Origin of the sequence: Qipengyuania sphaerica, assembly GCF_019711595.1 — a bacterium.
GTDB lineage: Bacteria > Pseudomonadota > Alphaproteobacteria > Sphingomonadales > Sphingomonadaceae > Qipengyuania > Qipengyuania sphaerica.
Genome location: NZ_JAIGNR010000001.1, coordinates 585276 through 601853, shown reverse-complemented (window position 1 = coordinate 601853; position 16578 = coordinate 585276). Strand labels below are relative to the sequence as shown.

Here is a 16578-nt window from a genome sequence, read left to right as displayed (position 1 = left end):
CCGGGACGGGTCATGGACCAACAGACTTTCACCTATGTGCTGCTCGGCGCCTTGGCAATGGCGCTGCTGGTTGCAGCCTTCACTGATCTAAAAAGCCGCACCATCGGCAACAAGCTGAACCTCGCCATCGCAGGCGGCGCGCCGCTGTTCTGGTGGGCGACCGGGCTCGACCTGTGGCCGGGCGTCGGCATCCAGATCGGCATCGCGGCTGCCACGTTCGCGGTCTGTGCGCTGTTCTTTGCAATCCGCCAGATGGGCGGCGGCGACGTGAAGCTGCTGACCGCACTGGCTCTGTGGTTCCCGCCGACCAATTTCCTCGGCCTGGTATTAATCATGGCAATGCTCGGCTGGGTGCTGACGCTGGTCATGGGTATCTGGGGCGTCGCCCGATCCAATGTCGTGGGCGCGAAGCCCGTGCGCGATACCGCCCTGCTGGTTGCCTGCACGCTGATCGCGGCGAACTTCGCCAGCGCGGTCCTGGGCGGTCCCAAGCTCGCCATTCCGCAGCCGCTGGTCGATTCGCTCGGCACGAGCGGCGACTATGCCGTGCTGATCGCATTGATCCCGATCGCGATCCTCGCGGTGGTCACCCTGGCATCGATTCGCATCATCCGCCGCCACAACCATTCGCCGCGCATTCCTTACGGCCTCGCCATCTCGATGGCCGGCCTGTGGATCGTGGGCGGCAGTCTCTTTTCGGGATTTGGTCCCGCATTGGCAGGCTGAAACCCGATTTTAACCAATCGGGTCCTAGGAACGGAAACCATAGCTGCCCGCAATCGAATCTGACGGGCCATACGAGGGGGCTTAAAAGCCATGGATAGGAAGAAGCTGGTTCTGCTGGTAGGTGCTCTGATCGTTGCGATCGGTACCGCACTTGTTGCCCGCAGCATGTTCGCCGGAGCTGCCGCTCCGCAGGCCGAAGCCGCAGCAGTCGTCGAAGCACAGGGCCCCAAGGTCCTCGTCGCCCAGCGCGCACTGCCGACCGGTACCATCATCACCGCCGATGCCATCGGGTATCAGCTGTGGCCGGAAGAGCTGGTCCAGGATGCCTATTTCCTCGACGGCGAGGCCGACGTCACCAAGCTGATCGGCACCGTCGTGCGCCACAATATCACGGCGGGCGAGCCGGTGACGCAGGGCTCGCTGGTGAGCCCGGGCGACCGCGGCTTCCTTGCTGCAGCCCTTACGCCGGGCATGCGCGCCATCACCGTTCCGGTTGACGCGAAGAGCGGCGTTGCAGGCTTCGTTTTCCCGGGCGACCGCGTGGACATGGTCCTTACCCAGGCGGTGAGCGGCGATGGCCGTGCGCTGAAAGCCTCGGAAACCATCCTTCGTAACCTTCGCGTCCTCGCAACCGACCAGTCGACCACGCAGAAGACCGTTGACGGCCGCACGCAGGTTCGCGCTTTCCGTACGGTTACGCTCGAAGTCACCCCGACGATCGCCGAAAAGGTCGCCGTTGCGCAGACGCTCGGTACGCTCAGCCTCGCGCTGCGTCCGCTGGCCGACAGCCAGGGCGAACTCGAACGCGCCATCGCGGCTGGCGAACTCGTCATCCCCGAAGACGCGACGCCCGAAGAAGAAGAACGCCTGCTCGCCGAAGTCGCCGGTCGTCCGGACGATGGCAAGAGCACCTATGTCACCGGCGGCGACGTCTCGCGCTTCCAGCGCAGCTCGATGCCGGCCGAACAGCGCTCGGGTGGCGGTGGTGGCGGTAACGCCGGCAAGGAGCAGGTTCGCTCAGGCCCGGCGGTCATCGTGACCCGCGGCAAGAACGCCGAGAAGGTTTACGTCGGCCGCGCCGGAGGGATTTCCTCCTCGGTAGCCACCGGCACGCGCAACGTAGCGAATACCGTTCCGAGCGCGCTGAGCACTCTCCGTTGAGAACAGAACAGACAGGAAGCCATTCAGGGGGCAATTCCATGAAACGTCGTCTTACCACCAAACTGCTGCTTGCAAGTATTGCGCTTGCACCGATCGCAGCCGCTCCGACGAGCGTCGCCACCGCCCAGACGGTCGTGACCCCGAGCCAGGAGATCGTCCTTTCGATCGGCCGCGGCGAACTGGTCAACGTTCCGGGCACCATGGCCGATGTCTTCATCGTCAACGATGGCGTTGCCGATGTGCAGATCAAGTCGCAGCGTCAGCTCTACCTGTTCGGCAAGTCCGGCGGTGAAACCACCGTCTATGCCAGCAATGCGGCAGGCGATATCATCTGGGCCGCCCAGGTCCGCGTCGGTTCGAACATCTCCAGCATCGACCAGATGCTCAACCTCGCGATGCCGAATGCCAAGGTGAACGTCGCTACGATGGGCACCAACACCATCCTGCTGACCGGCACGGTCGCGGCTCCCGAAGATGCAGCCGATGCCCAGGCACTGGTCCAGGCCTATGTGGGTGACGGCGCCAACGTCATCAGCCGCCTTCGCATGGCCACGCCGCTGCAGGTCAACCTGCAGGTCCGCATCGCCGAAGTCAGCCGTTCGGTCGTCCGTGCGCTGGGTGTGAACCTTGCCACCGCCGACTTTACCAGCGGCTTCCAGTTCGGTGTCGGCAAGGGCCAGTTCCTGGCGAACGAAGGCAAGTTCACTTACGGCGGCCCGCTCGGCGTGGGCGTCACTGCCACCGGTGTCGGCGTTGATGCTACTGGCGCTGTTACCGAAGTGACCGGCCCGTCGGTCGCTGCCTCGGACATCGGCAACACGCTCGGCTTCGCCGGACGCCTGCTGGGTCTCGACATCATCGGCGCGCTCGATCTTGCGGAAACGCAGGGCCTCGTAACCACGTTGTCGCAGCCGAACCTGACCGCACTGTCGGGCGAAACTGCCGAGTTCCTCGCCGGTGGCGAATTCCCGATCCCGCTTAGCCAGGGTCTGGGCACGACCACCATCGAGTACAAGAACTACGGTGTAAGCCTGGCCTACACCCCGACGGTACTCGCCAACGGCCGAATCTCGATGCGCGTTCGCCCCGAGGTTTCGGAACTGTCGAGCCAGGGGTCGATCAACCTCAACGGCTTCCAGGTCCCTGCCCTCGTCACCCGCCGCGCGGAAACGACGATCGAGCTGGGTTCGGGCCAGAGCTTCATGATCGCCGGCCTGTTGTCCAACAGCTCGCAGAACACGATCGAGAAGGCGCCGGGCCTCGGCGATATTCCGATCCTGGGCAATCTGTTCCGCTCGACCAACTATCGTCGTGGCGAAACCGAGCTTGTGATCGTGGTCACTCCGTACCTCGTGAAGCCGGTGAATGCCAACGACATCCGCCTGCCTACCGACGGCTACCTCAAGCCCACCGAAATGCAGCGCCTGCTGCAGTATCGCGAAGGCGAGGCAGCTCCGGGTGCGGCCCGTCCGGTTCCGACCGCACGTGGCGACGAAACCGCTGCGCCGCAGGTGTCGCGCGCTCCTGGTCCGCAGGACGAGCAGCTCGCCGCCACGGGTGAAGCCCGCCGCACCGAGAAGACCGCGGCTGCCAAGCCCGGCTTCAGCTTCGAATAAGGGAGACGAGAACAATGCGTATCATCAACACTCGCAAGCTCGCCGCTCCGCTGGCAGTCACGTTCGCCCTGACGCTTAGCGCGTGTGGCGGTGTCAGTATGGACAACCGCACGCTCTACAGCGCCAAGCAGCCGGTGGTCGAACGCTCGAACTACGTGCTCGACCTGAACACTACCGCTTCGGGCCTGCCGGTTTCCGAACAGCAGCGTCTCGACGGCTGGTTCCAGACCATGGACCTGCGTTACGGCGACCGCGTCTCGATCGATGACGGCAGCTACAACCTGGCCGTGCGCGACGATATCGCCACCATTGCCGGACGCTATGGCATCCTCGTCGCCGAAGGCACGCCGGTCACGGCCGGCCAGGTCGGCCCGGGCCAGGCCCGCGTGGTCATCACCCGCACCACCGCATCGGTGCCCGATTGCCCCGACTGGTCGCACACGGCCGAAGGCAACGACAAGAACGCAACCAATCCGAACTACGGCTGCGCGGTCTACGGCAACCTTGCCGCAATGGTCGCCAATCCGGAGGACCTCGTCCAGGGCCAGCAGGGCACGGGCGAAACCATCGTCACCACGTCCACCAAGGCGATCGAAAGCTATCGCGAACAAGCCCCGACGGGCGAAGGTGGCCTAGCAGAAACCAGTACGGCTGGAGGAGGCAAGTAAGCCATGAGCATGCCCGGAAACCGCGATCCATTCGCAGCCTATATTTGCGACGAAACCGCGCTGGACGTCCTGCGTCCGGTGGTGATCGAGCTCGGCTGGCAGCCGGAAAAGTGCAACAAGGGCGGCCTGCGTAACGCCGTCCAGTCGCTCTCGGTTTCGGCCAGCCCGAACATCCTCATGGTCGATCTGTCGGAAAGCGGTGATCCGCTCAACGACATCAACGCACTGGCAGAGGTCTGCGAGCCGGGCACGGTGGTTATCGCCATCGGCCAGGTCAACGACGTGCGCCTTTATCGCGACCTGCTCGGGAGCGGCATCAACGATTACCTCCTCAAGCCGCTTTCGGCTTCGGTATTGCGCGATTCGCTCAATGCCGCGCAGCAGGTCTTCGCCGCTCCGCGCGGTGTCGAGTCCGATGCCGTCAAGCGTCACATCTCGACTGCCATCATCGGAACGCGCGGCGGCGTCGGGGCCTCCACCCTCGCCACCTCGCTCGCATGGCACTACAGCGCCGACAAGAAGATGCCGACCGCCCTCCTGGACCTCGACGTCCACTTCGGCACCGGCGCCCTCACGCTCGACCTCGAGCCGGGCCGCGGCCTGACCGATGCGATCGACAACCCCAGCCGCATCGACGGGCTGTTCATCGAACGCGCCATGATCCGCGCCAACGATAACCTGGCCATCCTTTCGGCCGAGGCACCGATCAATTCGCCGCTGATGACCGACGGCGCGGCCTTCCTGCAGCTGCAGGAAGAATTCCGCCACGCCTTCGAGATGACGCTGGTCGACCTGCCGCGCAACATGCTGATCAACTTCCCGCATGTCCTCAACGATGTGAACATCGCTGTAGTCGTGTGCGAAATGACGCTCGCCTCGGCGCGCGACACGATCCGCGTGCTGAGCTGGCTGAAGGCCAATGCCGGCCACGTGACCCCCATGGTGGTCGCCAACAAGGTGCAGGCCGGCACCGCAGAGATCAGCAAGGCGGACTTCGAAGCTTCGATCGAACGCAAGATCGATGTCTCGATCCCGCTCGACCAGAAGGCAGCGAGCATTGCCGCGAAGCTGGGCAAGACCTTCGTCGACGCCAATGGCTCGAGCAAGGTTTCGGGCGGTATCAAGCAGGTCGCCTCGAAGATCATCGGTCTCGGCGATACCGAGGGCGAAGACGGAGCCGAAGCTGGCGGCGGCAAGAAGTCGCTCTTCGACCTCAAGGGCCTGATGGCCAAGAAGGACAAGGCTGACGCCTAAATCGAACACCCGGCAGGGCGCGCGCTGGCAAGTAACCTCGCGCGCCCGGGCCGGAACGGAAATGAACGGACGGGACGGAGTAGGTTAGATGAACACGATCCAGCTGGTATTGATTGCTGGCGGCATTCTGGTCCTGCTCGTCTTGGGCTATGTCGCATTTGCCGGCCCCAACGCGGGCAAGAACAGCCAGCGCCGCCTCCAGCAGCTCCGCTACAGGCACTCGGAGAGTACCGATGCCAAGGTGGAATCGCAGCTGAAGAAGGCCATCGCCGCGCGCAAGCCCAAGCAGTTCCGCAGGGCGGGCTCGGGCTCTCGCCTCGAAGCACTGGCCATGCGGCTCGACCGTACCGGCAAGGGCTGGACGCTTAGCCAGTATGCCTATGCATCGCTCGGCGTCGGGCTGGTCATCGCCGTCATCATGTTCCTGCGCAGCGGCTCGATCGCCCTGTCGCTGGCAGTCGGCGTATTTGCCGGCGCAGGCATCCCGCACTTCGTGGTCTCCCGCGCCATCAAGAAACGCACCAACGAATTCAACGTGAAGTTCCCCGACGCCATCGAACTGCTGGTTCGCGGCCTTCGTTCGGGCCTTCCCGTCACCGAAACTCTCGCGGTCGTGGCGCAGGAAGTGCCGGGTCCGGTGGGCCAGGAATTCAAAGGCATCGTCGAGCGCATCAAGATCGGCCGGACGATGGAGGAATCGCTCCAGGAAACGGCAGACCGGCTCCAGATCCCGGAATTCAATTTCTTCTGCATCACGCTCGCCATCCAGCGCGAAACCGGCGGTAACCTCGCCGAGACGCTGTCGAACCTGTCGGACGTGCTGCGCAAGCGTGCCCAGATGAAGCTCAAGATCCGCGCCATGAGCTCGGAATCCAAAGCCTCGGCCTACATCGTCGGCGCGCTGCCCTTCATCGTCTTCGGCATGATCTGGTGGATCAATCCCTTCTATGTCGGCGGCTTCTTCAGCGACGATCGACTGATCGTGACGGGCCTTGGCGGCCTCGTATGGATGAGCATCGGCGCAGGCATCATGGCCAAGATGGTCAGCTTCGAAATCTGAGCGAGCAGGGAAAAGTATCATGCAAACCGGAACCGGCCCCACTCTCCTCGGCTTCGACGTCATTCTCGTCGGCTCGATTCTCGCCGGCATTGCCGCGCTGGCCGTGCTCTTCGCGATCTATACCGCGGTCACGATCAAGGATCCGATGGCCAAGCGCGTCAAGGCGCTCGAGGGACGTCGCGAAGAACTGAAACTCGGCCTCGTCACCGCCAGCGCCAAGAAACGCACGAGCCTGGTGCGCAAGACCAATACCACCGACAAGGTGCGCGACACGCTGGGCAGCATGAAGGTGCTGCAGGACAGCCAGGTCAAGGAAATGCAGCAGAAGCTGGCTTGGGCAGGTTTCCGCAACAAGGAAGTCGCGGTTATCCTGATCGGCCTGCGCATGATCCTGCCGCTGGTTTTCGGCACGATCGCCGCCATTCTCCTGTACGGCATCGAACTCTTCCCCGATTGGGAATTCAAACGCGTGGCCGCGTTCGGCCTTACGGTCTTCCTTGGCTACAAGGGCCCGGAAATCTACCTGTCGAACCTCGCTTCCAAGCGTACCGACGCGATCCGCAAGGGCCTTCCCGACGCGCTCGACCTGCTGGTCATCTGCGCCGAGGCCGGCCTTACCGTGGACGCCGCATTCAACCGCGTCGCAAAGGAACTGGGCCGCGCCTATCCCGAACTGGGCGACGAATTCGCGCTCACCGCGATTGAACTTTCGTTCCTCAACGAACGCAAGAAAGCCTTCGACAATCTCGCCTATCGCGTGAACCTCGAAGCGGTGAAGGGCGTGGTCACCACCATGGTCCAGACCGAACGCTACGGTACCCCGCTCGCCAGCGCGCTGCGTGTGTTGTCGGCAGAATTCCGCAACGAGCGCATGATGCGCGCCGAGGAAAAGGCCGCGCGTCTTCCGGCCATCATGACCGTGCCGCTGATCCTGTTCATCCTGCCGGTGCTGTTCATCGTCATTCTCGGCCCGGCGGCCTGCGACATCTCCGACAGCTTCATGACGCAGTAGCTGTCGCCAGACCCAAATTCGGAACCCGAAGCGAAAGCCTCGTCGACTTAACTAGTCGGCGAGGCTTTCTGCATCGAACTCGCCCGCATTTTCGCGCAGCCGGGCGAGCATGTCGCGCATCTGGACGCGCTCTTCATCGCTCAGCACCGAAAACAGCTCGGCTTCGATCTTGCGCGCGAGCGGCATGATGCCGGCGTGCACCGCCCGACCCTCAGCCGTCAGTTCGAGCAGGTGCGAGCGGCCGTCCTTGGCATTGGGCTTGCGCTGCGCAAGCCCGCGACTTTCCAGCGTCTTGCAAGCACGGTTGACCGGGACCTTGTCCATCAGCGTCGCTTGGCTGAGTTCGCGCTGCGTGGTGGGGCCGCTGTCTCCCAGCACCGCCATGATCCGCCACTCGGTGGTCTTCAATGCAAAACGCTTGCGATACTGCTCGGCGATCCGCGTCGAGACAGCGTTCGAGGCGACCGAAAGCTGGTACGGCAGGAAGTCGGCGAGGCGCTGGGCAGGCTTGCGTGCAGTCATGCCGCCAGTCCTAGCCAAAGCGGCGCGCTTGGCAAGGTTGCGGGTGTGACTATCTCACTTGCAACTACTCGTAGCCGGGTTCTTCCCACCAGGGATAGAAGTCGGGCATGTTTTCGCCCACCGTATCGGGATAGGCAGGTGGGCGTTTCTCGAGGAAGCTGGCGATGCCTTCCTTGGCATCGTTACTGCGGCTGAGGCGATAGATCGCGCGGCTGTCGATCCTGTGCGCATCCATCGGGTGGCCGCCCGCGCCAAGACGCCAGAGCATGGCCCGCGTCATCGCCACCGAGACGGCAGAAGTATTGTCCGCAATCTCGCGCGCGATGCCGATTGCCGCGTCCATCAGTTCGCCCTGCGTGTGGACGGAACGCACCAGCCCCCGCTCCTTCGCCTCGGCAGCATCGAAAATCCGCCCCGTCATGCACCACTCGAGCGCGGTCTGCATGCCGACGAGGCGCGGCAGGAACCAGCTCGACGCCGCCTCCGGCGTGATTCCGCGCCGCGCAAAGACGAAGCCGAAACGCGCATTGTCGGAACAAAGGCGGATATCGAAGGGCAATTGCATCGTCGCTCCCACGCCGACGGCCACCCCGTTGCACGCGCCGATCAGAGGCTTCTTGGAGTTGAACAGCCGCAGGGTAAGCCGCCCGCCGCCATCGCGCACCCGGGGGTCGGACAGGTCTTCCACCGGATTGGGATCGGAGAACACATGGCCCCCGCCCTCCGGCGTGAGGTCGGCGCCGGCGCAGAACGCCCTGTCGCCATGACCGGTGACGATCACCGCACGCACGCTGTCGTCGGCATCCGTGACGTCCACCGCGTCGATCAGTTCCTGCATCATCACCCGCGTGAAGGCGTTCATCTTTTCGGGACGATGCAGCGTGATGGTGGCAATGCCATCGGCGATGTCGAGCTTGATCTGGGTGAAGTCGGTCATTTGGGTTTCCTCTCCGGCGCATCCGTCAGCCTGGAACACATGGAACACGGTCCGGGCGGAAAAACAATCGGGTGACTGAAAGCAGGGCCGCACCTGCCATCGGTATCCGGGAGCCACAGGGTAGGAAAGCGCGGCGCGCTCAGCCGGTAAAGCTGCGCCTGTAGGAACTCGGGCTGCAACCCACCCGGCTGCGGAAATGGTGCTGCATCGTCGCGAGCGATCCGAAACCGGCTTCTTCCGCGATATCGTCGAGGCGCGCGGTGCCCTGTTCGAGCAGGGTCCTCGCCTTCTCGACCCTCAAGCGGCCGAGATAGGCTGCCGGCGTTTCCCCGGTGGCATCGCGGAACCGGCGGATGAAGGTCCGCCTGCTCATCGCCGCCTCGCTCGCCATGCGGTCGATCGTCCATCCGACCCCGTGATCGTCGCGCAGCCGCTCGAGGAAATCGTGAAGGCGGTCCCCTTCCGCGCTCGCCACCGGCGCGGCGATGAACTGCCGCTGGTCGCCATCGCGGTGCGGAGCCATCACCAGCCGCCGGGCGACGATATTCGCCTTTTGCGATCCCCAGTCCTCGCGAACGATATGCATGCACAGGTCGATCCCCGCGGACGAACCGGCAGAGGTATAGACAGATCCGTCTCCCACGAAGAGCCGGTCCTCCTCGACCTCAACCTGCGGGAAGCGCGCCGCGAGCTTGTCGGCATAGAGCCAGTGCGTGGTCGCCCTCGTGCCATCGAGCAGGCCGAGTTCGGCGAGCAGGAAGGTGCCCGAGCAGATCGCGATGATGCGGGCGCCGCCGCGATGGGCATCGAGGAGCGCCTCGCGAAGCGCAGGAGACGGACGTTCATCGCGCGTATGCCAGCCCGGAATGACGATGGTCCCCGCTTCGGGCAGGATCGACAGGTCGCTTTGCGCTTCCACCGTGAGTCCTCCGTTTGCGCGCAAGGCTCCGCGCTTTTCCGAGGCAGTGCGAAAGCGATACCACTCGCCTGCGAATTCGGGACGCGGCAGGCCGAAAATCTCCGCGGCAATCGAGAATTCGAAGGTGCACAGATCGTCATACACGAGAGCGACGACGTCATGCGGATTGCGGGATGCTTTTGGCATTATCTTCACGTTACTTGTCATTAGTGCCACTTGGCTGCCCGATCCCCTCCTGTAAGTCCAGCGCAGACTTACTCACGGGAGATCGTCCACATGCCGAATGCCGTAACCGCCGTGCCCGCCCTCCCCAGCGAGCAGGCAGCCGACTATTTCGCGTCGCTTTTCGCCAAGGAAACCGATTGCTGGGATGTCCACGAAGCCCTGCGTGCGGGCGATCCAGGCTTCGTCCTGCTCGATGTGCGCGGCCCCGAAGCCTTTGCGAAGGGCCATGTGCCAGGTGCCGTCCACTTGCCCCATGGCAAGATCATCGCCTCCAAGATGCGCCAGTTCGCCGATGCAGGACTTTTCGTCACCTATTGCGCGGGCCCGCATTGCAACGGCGCGGCGCGCGCAGCGCTGCGGCTGGCACAGCTGGGCCTGCCGGTGAAGACGATGCCCGGCGGCATCACCGGCTGGATCGATGAAGGTTTCGCCCTCGAGAGCGAAACACCCGCCGAGGCAGCATGATGCCGTCAGCCATCAACGCGTCATGCCCCTGGTCGGGCGATCCTGTCTCGCCCGATTCCCTCACCCGATATCGCGGGCAAACGGTCGGCTTTTGCAACCCGGGCTGCCGCGACAAGTTCGCCCGGGCAGTCGAGGTTTTCGATGAGGCGATCGAGGCGCCGCGCCCGGCCAGAGATCCCCTCGCCTTTCGTGACGGGCGCGAATTCTACGCGCCGCGCAGCTATCGCGATTACGGAATTCTAGAAATCGGGACATCGCGGTTCAAGTTCTACCTCGTCGATGCATCCGATGACCTGCTCGACGGCGCGGAGGCGGAGAGCGCGGTGCGTGGCTTTGCCCGCGCCTGCCCTCACGTCTGGACGATCGACGACAGCGCCTACGGCCATATCATCGTCCACCGCGGCACCGAGGGCCTGTGGCTGCTCGCCCAGTGGTGGACCGGCGGCGGGATATTGCGGGGGCTGATGGCGCGTTCCCCCGTGGGCGAATGGAACTTCGAGCCCGCCGATACGAGCCTGGTCGGCTGCGTCTGGGAATTGAAGATCGTCGAGCATGAACGTGCCGCATGGATTCGGCACATGATGGGCGAACAGCCGGACATCGACGCATTTCTCGCCGATCGCCTGCCCTCCGGACGATACTGAAATGATCGAAGTCCGTCCAATGACGCGCGGCGACGAGCCGCGCGCGCTCGAACTGATGCGGGCTCTGGCCAGGTTCGAAGGTTATCTCGAAGATTTCGCCGTGACCGAGGGGGACCTTGCCGCGGCGCTTGCATCGGCCAATCCCCCGTTCCGCTGCCGCCTTGCATGGTCCGATGGCGTCGCGGTCGGGATCGCGGTCACCTACCGCATCGACTGGACCTTCGATCTTCGGCCCACGCTGGTGCTCAAGGAGTTGTTCGTCGAGCACGAGGCTCGCGGCTCGGGGGCGGGCGCGGCTCTTTTCGCAGCCGTTGAAGCGGAGGCGAGGCGGATCGGGGCGAGCCGCATCCGCTGGCTCGTCCTGGCCGGCAACGACAAGGCGAAATCCTTCTATCGCAGCATGGGTGGCCGCGTTCTGGGCGAATGGGAGCAGTGGGAATTGCCGCTCGGCTGATCGCCCCGTGCATTCGTAGTCATGGCTCTGGCCTTGCGCCCGCGCGCTTGGCACAACGCGGGGATGGGAGAGAAAACCGTAGCCATGCTCACCGCAGGCGGCCTTGCGCCCTGCCTGTCCTCTGCCGTCGGCGGGCTGATCGAACGCTATAGCGAGATCGCTCCCGATGTGCGCATCGTCGCCTATCGCAACGGCTATGCGGGGCTGCTCACGGGCAACTGGATCGAGGCGACCGACGATGTGCGTGCCAATGCGGGCCGCTTGCACGCCTTTGGCGGCAGCCCGATCGGCAACAGCCGTGTTAAGCTGACCAATGTCGCCGATTGCGTGAAGCGCGGGCTGGTCGAGGAGGGGCAGGACCCGCTCGCCGTTGCCGCCGAGCAGCTGAAGCGCGAAGGGATCGACATCCTCCATACGATCGGCGGGGACGATACCAACACCGCCGCCGCCGATTTGAAGGCGCATCTGGCGGCCATCGGATCGGACCTCACCGTGGTCGGCCTGCCCAAGACGATCGATAATGACGTCGTTCCCATCCGCCAGTCACTGGGCGCATGGACTGCTGCCGAGCAGGGCGCGCTCTATGCCCGCAACATCATCGCCGAATTCTCGGCCAATCCGAACATGCTGATCGTCCACGAGGTCATGGGCAGGCATTGCGGCTGGCTCACTGCAGCGACGGCCCGCGCGCATCACGAATGGGTCGGCACTGCGCCCTTCGCCGAATGGGTCGACAATGCCTCCGCGCGCTGGGACGTGCACGGGGTCTATATCCCCGAGCGCCCCTTCGACCTGGCAACCGAAGTCGCGCGCCTGCGCACCATCATGGCGGAACATGGCGGGGTGAACCTGTTCATCTCCGAAGGCGCCGGCGTCGGCGAGATCGTTGCCGAGATGGAGGCTGCCGGCGAGGACATTCCGCGCGATGCCTTCGGCCATGTGAAGCTCGACAAGATCAACCCCGGCCAATGGTTCGCCGACCGCTTCGCGAAGGAATTGGGCGCGGAGAAGGTGCTGGTGCAGAAAAGCGGCTATTTCTCGCGCTCGGCGCCCGCCAATGCCTCCGACCGCGAGTTGATCGAGCAATGCACCCGTCTCGCCGTGGATGCCGCCCTCGCCGGCACCAGCGGCGTCGTCGGCCACGACGAGGAGCGCGGCGACGAATTGCGCGTGATCGAATTCGAGCGGATCAAGGGCGGCAAGGCCTTCGACGTAACGCAAAGCTGGTTCCGAGAATTGCTGGGCGAACTAGGGCAGGCCTGACGTCTCCTACACAATTGGCTTTGCATTACGTCGCCCCTATATGCGGCGAACCGTCGCCGAAATCCGAGTGTTCATGGACTTTCCGATCAATCGCCGAAGAGTGCTGACCAGCATCGTCGGGCTGGGCGCTGCTACGTCGCTTCCCCTTCCCGCCTGGGCGCGTGGCGAGAGCCTGTCCCATGCCAGGCAGGGCTTTGGCGAGGTGTCGGGCGAACGGATCGCGCTGACGGTCGACCAGCATCATTTCGGTGTCGGCGGGCGCAAGGGGCATGCGGTGGCCGTCAATGGCACTGTCCCCGGCCCGCTGGTCCGGCTGCGCGAGGGACAGAAGGTCCGCATCGATGTGACCAACCGGCTCGCCGAGGACACCTCGATCCACTGGCACGGGCTGCTGTTGCCCTTCCAGTTCGACGGGGTGCCGGGCGTCAGTTTCCCGGGCATCAAGCCGGGCGAGACCTTCACCTACGACTTCCCCATCCGGCAGAGCGGCACCTACTGGTGGCATTCGCATTCGGGCCTGCAGGAGCAGGCGGGGCATTACGGTCCGATCGTGATCGAAAGCGCGAAACCCGATCCGCGCTACGACCGCGATTATGTCGTGCTGCTGAGCGAATTCACCCCTCGCCACCCGCATGAGATCGCACGGCTGCTGAAGGTCGGCGAGCATTACTTCAACCGCCAGATGCAGACCGCAACCGAAGGCGACATGCCGCTAAAGGAGCGGCTGATGTGGGGCGGGATGCGGATGAACCCGCGCGATATCTCGGACGTGACGGGCGATACCTATACCTTCCTCGTCAACGGCCACGGGCCGATGGACGGGCTGGAATACCTTTTCACTCCGGGCGAGCGCATCCGGCTGCGCGTAATCAACGGCTCGGCCATGACCTTCTTCAACGTCCGCATTCCGGGCGTGCCGATGACGGTGATCGCGGCCGACGGAATGGACGTGTCGCCGGTCGAGGTGGACGAATTCCAGATCGCCACGGCAGAAACCTACGATGTTATCGTCACCCCTCCGGAAGGCAGCCACGCGCTGGTGGCAGAGGCGATGGACCGCAGCGGAATGGGGCTCGCCTCGCTGACCTCGCATGCGGGCCACCGCGCGACGCCGCCCAAGCTGCGCGAGCCGGTCACACTGACCATGGCGGACATGGGCATGGGTTCGATGGACGGCGCACACGGCGGCGCAATGAACCACGATGCGCATGGCGGCGGTCATGGCGGGATGGACCATTCCGGCATGAACCACGGCGGGGGCGCAGCGATGCCTGCGATGGACCATGGCTCGATGGATCATTCGATGCGCGATACGTCCAAGCTTCCGCCGGACGTGAAGGTCGGCCCCGGCCTCGACATGGTTGCGCCCATGCCGATGGACCGGATGGATTACCCTGGCCTCGGCCTCGACAAGGTCAAGCACCGCGTGCTGCGTTACACCGACCTCAAGGCTGCGCGGATGAACCCCCACCGCATGCCGACGCGCAGTCTCGAAATCCACCTGACGGGCAATATGGAACGCTACATGTGGAGCTTCGACGGCAAGAAGTTCTCTGCCGTAACCGACGATCCGATCCGCTTCGCCTATGACGAGCGCGTGCGCGTGAAGCTGGTCAACGACACGATGATGGCGCACCCGATCCACCTCCACGGCCATTTCTTCGAGCTGGTCAACGGCGCGGCCATGATGAACCAGCCGCTCAAGCACACGGTGATCGTCCAGCCGGGCAGCACCGCAACCTTCGACCTCACCGCCGACGAGCCGGGCGACTGGGCTTTCCACTGCCACCTGCTCTACCACATGCATGCCGGGATGATGCAGACCGTTACCGTGCGGCCCTTCCCCGCGCCGGAGGAAGGCGCATGACCGTGCGGCTTATTCCGCTGGCGCCGTTGATGCTGGCCGCCGCCCCGCTCGCCGCGCAGGATCATTCGGCGCATGGCGACCATTCCGCGCACCAGCAGCAGCCGGAAGAGGAGCCGCAGGCCGAAGACCACTCGCAGCACCAGCAGGCGCCCAAGCCGTTCGTGCTGCCCGACATGACGCAGCCGCAGGCGATGGACCATTCGGCGCATACCGTGGGCGATGTGCCTGCAGGCCCACCTCCTGCCGAAGCCTTCGAAGGTCCGCAGCACGCCGCCGATCGCATCTTCGGCGAGGAGACGATGGCAGAGGCACGCGCGGAAAATCACGCCACGCATGGCGACATGAAAACCGGCATGCTGATGGTCGAGCGGCTAGAAGCTCGGCTCGGCGAGGGCGAAGACGGCTACATCTGGGACATGCAGGGCTGGTATGGCGGCGATATCGACAAGTTCGTCCTGAAATCGGAGGGCGAGGGCGAATTCGGCGGCGGGATCGAGGATGCCGAAGTGCAGGCGCTCTGGGGCCATGCCATCGGCCCGTTTTTCGATTTGCAGGCAGGCGTGCGGCTCGATCTGGAACCCGAAACGCGGAGCCACCTCGTTCTCGGCGTGCAGGGCCTCGCGCCCTACATGTGGCATGTCGACGGCGCCCTCTTCCTCTCCGATCGCGGCGACGTCACCGCGCGGATCGAGGGCGAATACGACCAGAAAATCACGCAATCCCTGATCGTCCAGCCGCGCATCGAGCTCGAACTGGCCGCGCAGGATATACCCGAACGCGGGATCGGGGCCGGCATCACAAAGATCGAGCCGGGCCTGCGCCTGTGTTACGAAATCGCCCGCGAGTTCGCGCCCTATATCGGCGTCGAATACGAGGCCAAGCTGGGCGACACGGCCGACATAGCAAAGGCCGCCGGGGAAGACCCCGACGGCCTCAAATTCTTGCTCGGCCTTAGGGCCTGGTTTTAGCGCGGAGCCATGCGGCCAACCCTGAGCGTCAGCGAGGGGCCATGCGAATAGCGCCGTCGAGGCGGACGTCTTCGCCGTTGAAATAGCCGCATTCGATCATGGTCATGGCGAGCTTGGCATATTCTTCCGGATTGCCGAGGCGCTTGGGGAACGGGACGCTGGCTGCCAGCGCTTCCTTCACCTGCGGCGGGGCGGCGTTCATCAGCGGGGTGTTGAAGATGCCCGGCAGGATGGTGTTCACGCGGATACCTTCACCCATCAGGTCGCGCGCGATGGGGAGCGTCATGCCGATCACGCCGCCCTTCGATGCCGAATAGGCTGCCTGGCCGATCTGGCCGTCTTCGCCCGCAACAGATGCGGTGTTGACGATGGCGCCGCGGTCGCCGTCGTCGCTCAGCGGGTCGAGCGTCATCATGCCCGCTGCCGACTTGGCGATGCAGCGAAAGGTGCCTATCAGGTTCACCTGGATGACGAATTCGAAGGCCTGCAACGGGAAGTGGCTGATCTCGCCCGTCTGCTTGTCGCGCTTGGCGGTCTTGATGGCGTTGCCGATACCGGCGCAGTTGACGAGGATACGTTCCTGGCCGTGCGCCTCACGCGCCTTGGCGAAACCGGCGTCGACGTCCTCGTCGCTCATCACATTGACCTTGCAGAACACGCCGCCGATGTCCTTGGCGACGGCCTCGCCCTTTTCCTCGTTCATGTCGAAGATGGCGACCTTGGCGCCCTTGGCTGCGAGCGCGCGGGCGGTGGCTTCACCGAGGCCCGATGCGCCGCCGGTGACGACTGCGGGGGTATTGCTGCTGACTTCCATTTC

17 protein-coding genes are annotated in these 16578 nt (G+C 64.3%); 13 read left to right on the top strand and 4 right to left on the bottom strand.

All coding sequences use genetic code 11. The features are described 5' to 3' along the window. Window positions 1-12: 12 nt before the first annotated feature. The 7 genes from K3178_RS03040 to K3178_RS03010 all read left to right on the top strand — a co-directional run bounded on the left by K3178_RS03040 (window position 13) and on the right by K3178_RS03010 (window position 7497). Window positions 13-726, top strand: a complete 714-nt coding sequence (locus K3178_RS03040; protein WP_221569901.1) for an A24 family peptidase — start codon at window positions 13-15, stop codon at window positions 724-726. A 90-nt stretch (window positions 727-816) separates the two neighbouring features. After that, window positions 817-1887 (top strand): Flp pilus assembly protein CpaB, encoded by a 1071-nt coding sequence (cpaB, locus tag K3178_RS03035; protein WP_221569900.1) that lies wholly within the window; start codon window positions 817-819, stop codon window positions 1885-1887. Between the two features lie 38 nt (window positions 1888-1925). Continuing rightward, window positions 1926-3503, top strand: coding sequence for a type II and III secretion system protein family protein (locus K3178_RS03030; protein ID WP_221569899.1), 1578 nt, complete (start codon window positions 1926-1928; stop codon window positions 3501-3503). A gap of 14 nt (window positions 3504-3517) precedes the next feature. Continuing rightward, a complete protein-coding gene (locus K3178_RS03025; protein ID WP_221569898.1) occupies window positions 3518-4171 on the top strand; it encodes a CpaD family pilus assembly protein in 654 nt (217 codons plus the stop codon). A gap of 9 nt (window positions 4172-4180) precedes the next feature. After that, window positions 4181-5425, top strand: a complete 1245-nt coding sequence (locus tag K3178_RS03020; RefSeq protein WP_221570761.1) for a pilus assembly protein CpaE — start codon at window positions 4181-4183, stop codon at window positions 5423-5425. An 88-nt stretch (window positions 5426-5513) separates the two neighbouring features. Continuing rightward, window positions 5514-6485: a type II secretion system F family protein gene (locus K3178_RS03015; RefSeq protein ID WP_221569897.1), complete on the top strand. Its 972-nt coding sequence runs from the start codon at window positions 5514-5516 to the stop codon at window positions 6483-6485. Window positions 6486-6504: 19 nt separating this feature from the next. Then, window positions 6505-7497, top strand: a complete 993-nt coding sequence (locus tag K3178_RS03010) for a type II secretion system F family protein (protein WP_221569896.1) — start codon at window positions 6505-6507, stop codon at window positions 7495-7497. Between the two features lie 51 nt (window positions 7498-7548). Here the strand turns inward: K3178_RS03010 and K3178_RS03005 are convergent, their stop codons facing one another. The 3 genes from K3178_RS03005 to ftrA form a co-directional block, all read right to left on the bottom strand. Next, complete coding sequence (locus tag K3178_RS03005) at window positions 7549-8019, bottom strand: MarR family winged helix-turn-helix transcriptional regulator (protein WP_221569895.1); 471 nt, start codon at window positions 8017-8019, stop codon at window positions 7549-7551. A 64-nt stretch (window positions 8020-8083) separates the two neighbouring features. After that, window positions 8084-8956 carry a crotonase/enoyl-CoA hydratase family protein gene (locus K3178_RS03000; protein WP_221569894.1) on the bottom strand — a complete coding sequence of 291 codons (873 nt, stop codon included), beginning with the start codon at window positions 8954-8956 and terminating at the stop codon, window positions 8084-8086. Between the two features lie 139 nt (window positions 8957-9095). After that, on the bottom strand, window positions 9096-10061 hold the full coding sequence (gene ftrA, locus K3178_RS02995; protein WP_221569893.1) for a transcriptional regulator FtrA: 966 nt from the start codon (window positions 10059-10061) through the stop codon (window positions 9096-9098). 90 nt (window positions 10062-10151) lie between these two features. On the opposite strand from ftrA, the gene K3178_RS02990 reads away from it, so the two are divergent. From K3178_RS02990 to K3178_RS02965, 6 genes are all read left to right on the top strand, one after another. Next, window positions 10152-10565 carry a rhodanese-like domain-containing protein gene (locus tag K3178_RS02990; protein WP_221569892.1) on the top strand — a complete coding sequence of 138 codons (414 nt, stop codon included), beginning with the start codon at window positions 10152-10154 and terminating at the stop codon, window positions 10563-10565. Then, complete coding sequence (locus K3178_RS14130; RefSeq protein ID WP_247713493.1) at window positions 10562-11209, top strand: hypothetical protein; 648 nt, start codon at window positions 10562-10564, stop codon at window positions 11207-11209. Before K3178_RS02990 ends, K3178_RS14130 begins: the two co-directional genes overlap by 4 nt. 1 nt (window position 11210) lies before the next feature. Further along, a complete protein-coding gene (locus K3178_RS02980) occupies window positions 11211-11663 on the top strand; it encodes a GNAT family N-acetyltransferase (protein ID WP_221569891.1) in 453 nt (150 codons plus the stop codon). Between the two features lie 63 nt (window positions 11664-11726). After that, window positions 11727-12926 (top strand): pyrophosphate--fructose-6-phosphate 1-phosphotransferase, encoded by a 1200-nt coding sequence (locus K3178_RS02975; RefSeq protein ID WP_221569890.1) that lies wholly within the window; start codon window positions 11727-11729, stop codon window positions 12924-12926. A 73-nt stretch (window positions 12927-12999) separates the two neighbouring features. After that, entirely contained in the window at window positions 13000-14793 is a 1794-nt protein-coding gene (locus K3178_RS02970) for a copper resistance system multicopper oxidase (protein ID WP_221569889.1), read from the top strand. Next, window positions 14790-15761 carry a copper resistance protein B gene (locus K3178_RS02965; protein WP_221569888.1) on the top strand — a complete coding sequence of 324 codons (972 nt, stop codon included), beginning with the start codon at window positions 14790-14792 and terminating at the stop codon, window positions 15759-15761. The genes K3178_RS02970 and K3178_RS02965 overlap by 4 nt, the downstream gene beginning before the upstream one ends. Window positions 15762-15789: 28 nt before the next feature. Here the strand turns inward: K3178_RS02965 and K3178_RS02960 are convergent, their stop codons facing one another. Next, window positions 15790-16575 (bottom strand): SDR family NAD(P)-dependent oxidoreductase, encoded by a 786-nt coding sequence (locus tag K3178_RS02960; RefSeq protein WP_221569887.1) that lies wholly within the window; start codon window positions 16573-16575, stop codon window positions 15790-15792. Window positions 16576-16578: the final 3 nt, after the last annotated feature.

Bases quoted from the DNA above. Each gene is read 5' to 3' on its own strand.
- K3178_RS03040 (WP_221569901.1), top strand. From the start codon at position 13: ATGGACCAACAGACTTTCACCTATGTGCTGCTCGGCGCCTTGGCAATG.
- cpaB (WP_221569900.1), top strand. From the start codon at position 817: ATGGATAGGAAGAAGCTGGTTCTGCTGGTAGGTGCTCTGATCGTTGCG.
- K3178_RS03030 (WP_221569899.1), top strand. From the start codon at position 1,926: ATGAAACGTCGTCTTACCACCAAACTGCTGCTTGCAAGTATTGCGCTT.
- K3178_RS03025 (WP_221569898.1), top strand. From the start codon at position 3,518: ATGCGTATCATCAACACTCGCAAGCTCGCCGCTCCGCTGGCAGTCACG.
- K3178_RS03020 (WP_221570761.1), top strand. From the start codon at position 4,181: ATGCCCGGAAACCGCGATCCATTCGCAGCCTATATTTGCGACGAAACC.
- K3178_RS03015 (WP_221569897.1), top strand. From the start codon at position 5,514: ATGAACACGATCCAGCTGGTATTGATTGCTGGCGGCATTCTGGTCCTG.
- K3178_RS03010 (WP_221569896.1), top strand. From the start codon at position 6,505: ATGCAAACCGGAACCGGCCCCACTCTCCTCGGCTTCGACGTCATTCTC.
- K3178_RS03005 (WP_221569895.1), bottom strand. From the start codon at position 8,019: ATGACTGCACGCAAGCCTGCCCAGCGCCTCGCCGACTTCCTGCCGTAC.
- K3178_RS03000 (WP_221569894.1), bottom strand. From the start codon at position 8,956: ATGACCGACTTCACCCAGATCAAGCTCGACATCGCCGATGGCATTGCC.
- ftrA (WP_221569893.1), bottom strand. From the start codon at position 10,061: ATGCCAAAAGCATCCCGCAATCCGCATGACGTCGTCGCTCTCGTGTAT.
- K3178_RS02990 (WP_221569892.1), top strand. From the start codon at position 10,152: ATGCCGAATGCCGTAACCGCCGTGCCCGCCCTCCCCAGCGAGCAGGCA.
- K3178_RS14130 (WP_247713493.1), top strand. From the start codon at position 10,562: ATGATGCCGTCAGCCATCAACGCGTCATGCCCCTGGTCGGGCGATCCT.
- K3178_RS02980 (WP_221569891.1), top strand. From the start codon at position 11,211: ATGATCGAAGTCCGTCCAATGACGCGCGGCGACGAGCCGCGCGCGCTC.
- K3178_RS02975 (WP_221569890.1), top strand. From the start codon at position 11,727: ATGGGAGAGAAAACCGTAGCCATGCTCACCGCAGGCGGCCTTGCGCCC.
- K3178_RS02970 (WP_221569889.1), top strand. From the start codon at position 13,000: ATGGACTTTCCGATCAATCGCCGAAGAGTGCTGACCAGCATCGTCGGG.
- K3178_RS02965 (WP_221569888.1), top strand. From the start codon at position 14,790: ATGACCGTGCGGCTTATTCCGCTGGCGCCGTTGATGCTGGCCGCCGCC.
- K3178_RS02960 (WP_221569887.1), bottom strand. From the start codon at position 16,575: ATGGAAGTCAGCAGCAATACCCCCGCAGTCGTCACCGGCGGCGCATCG.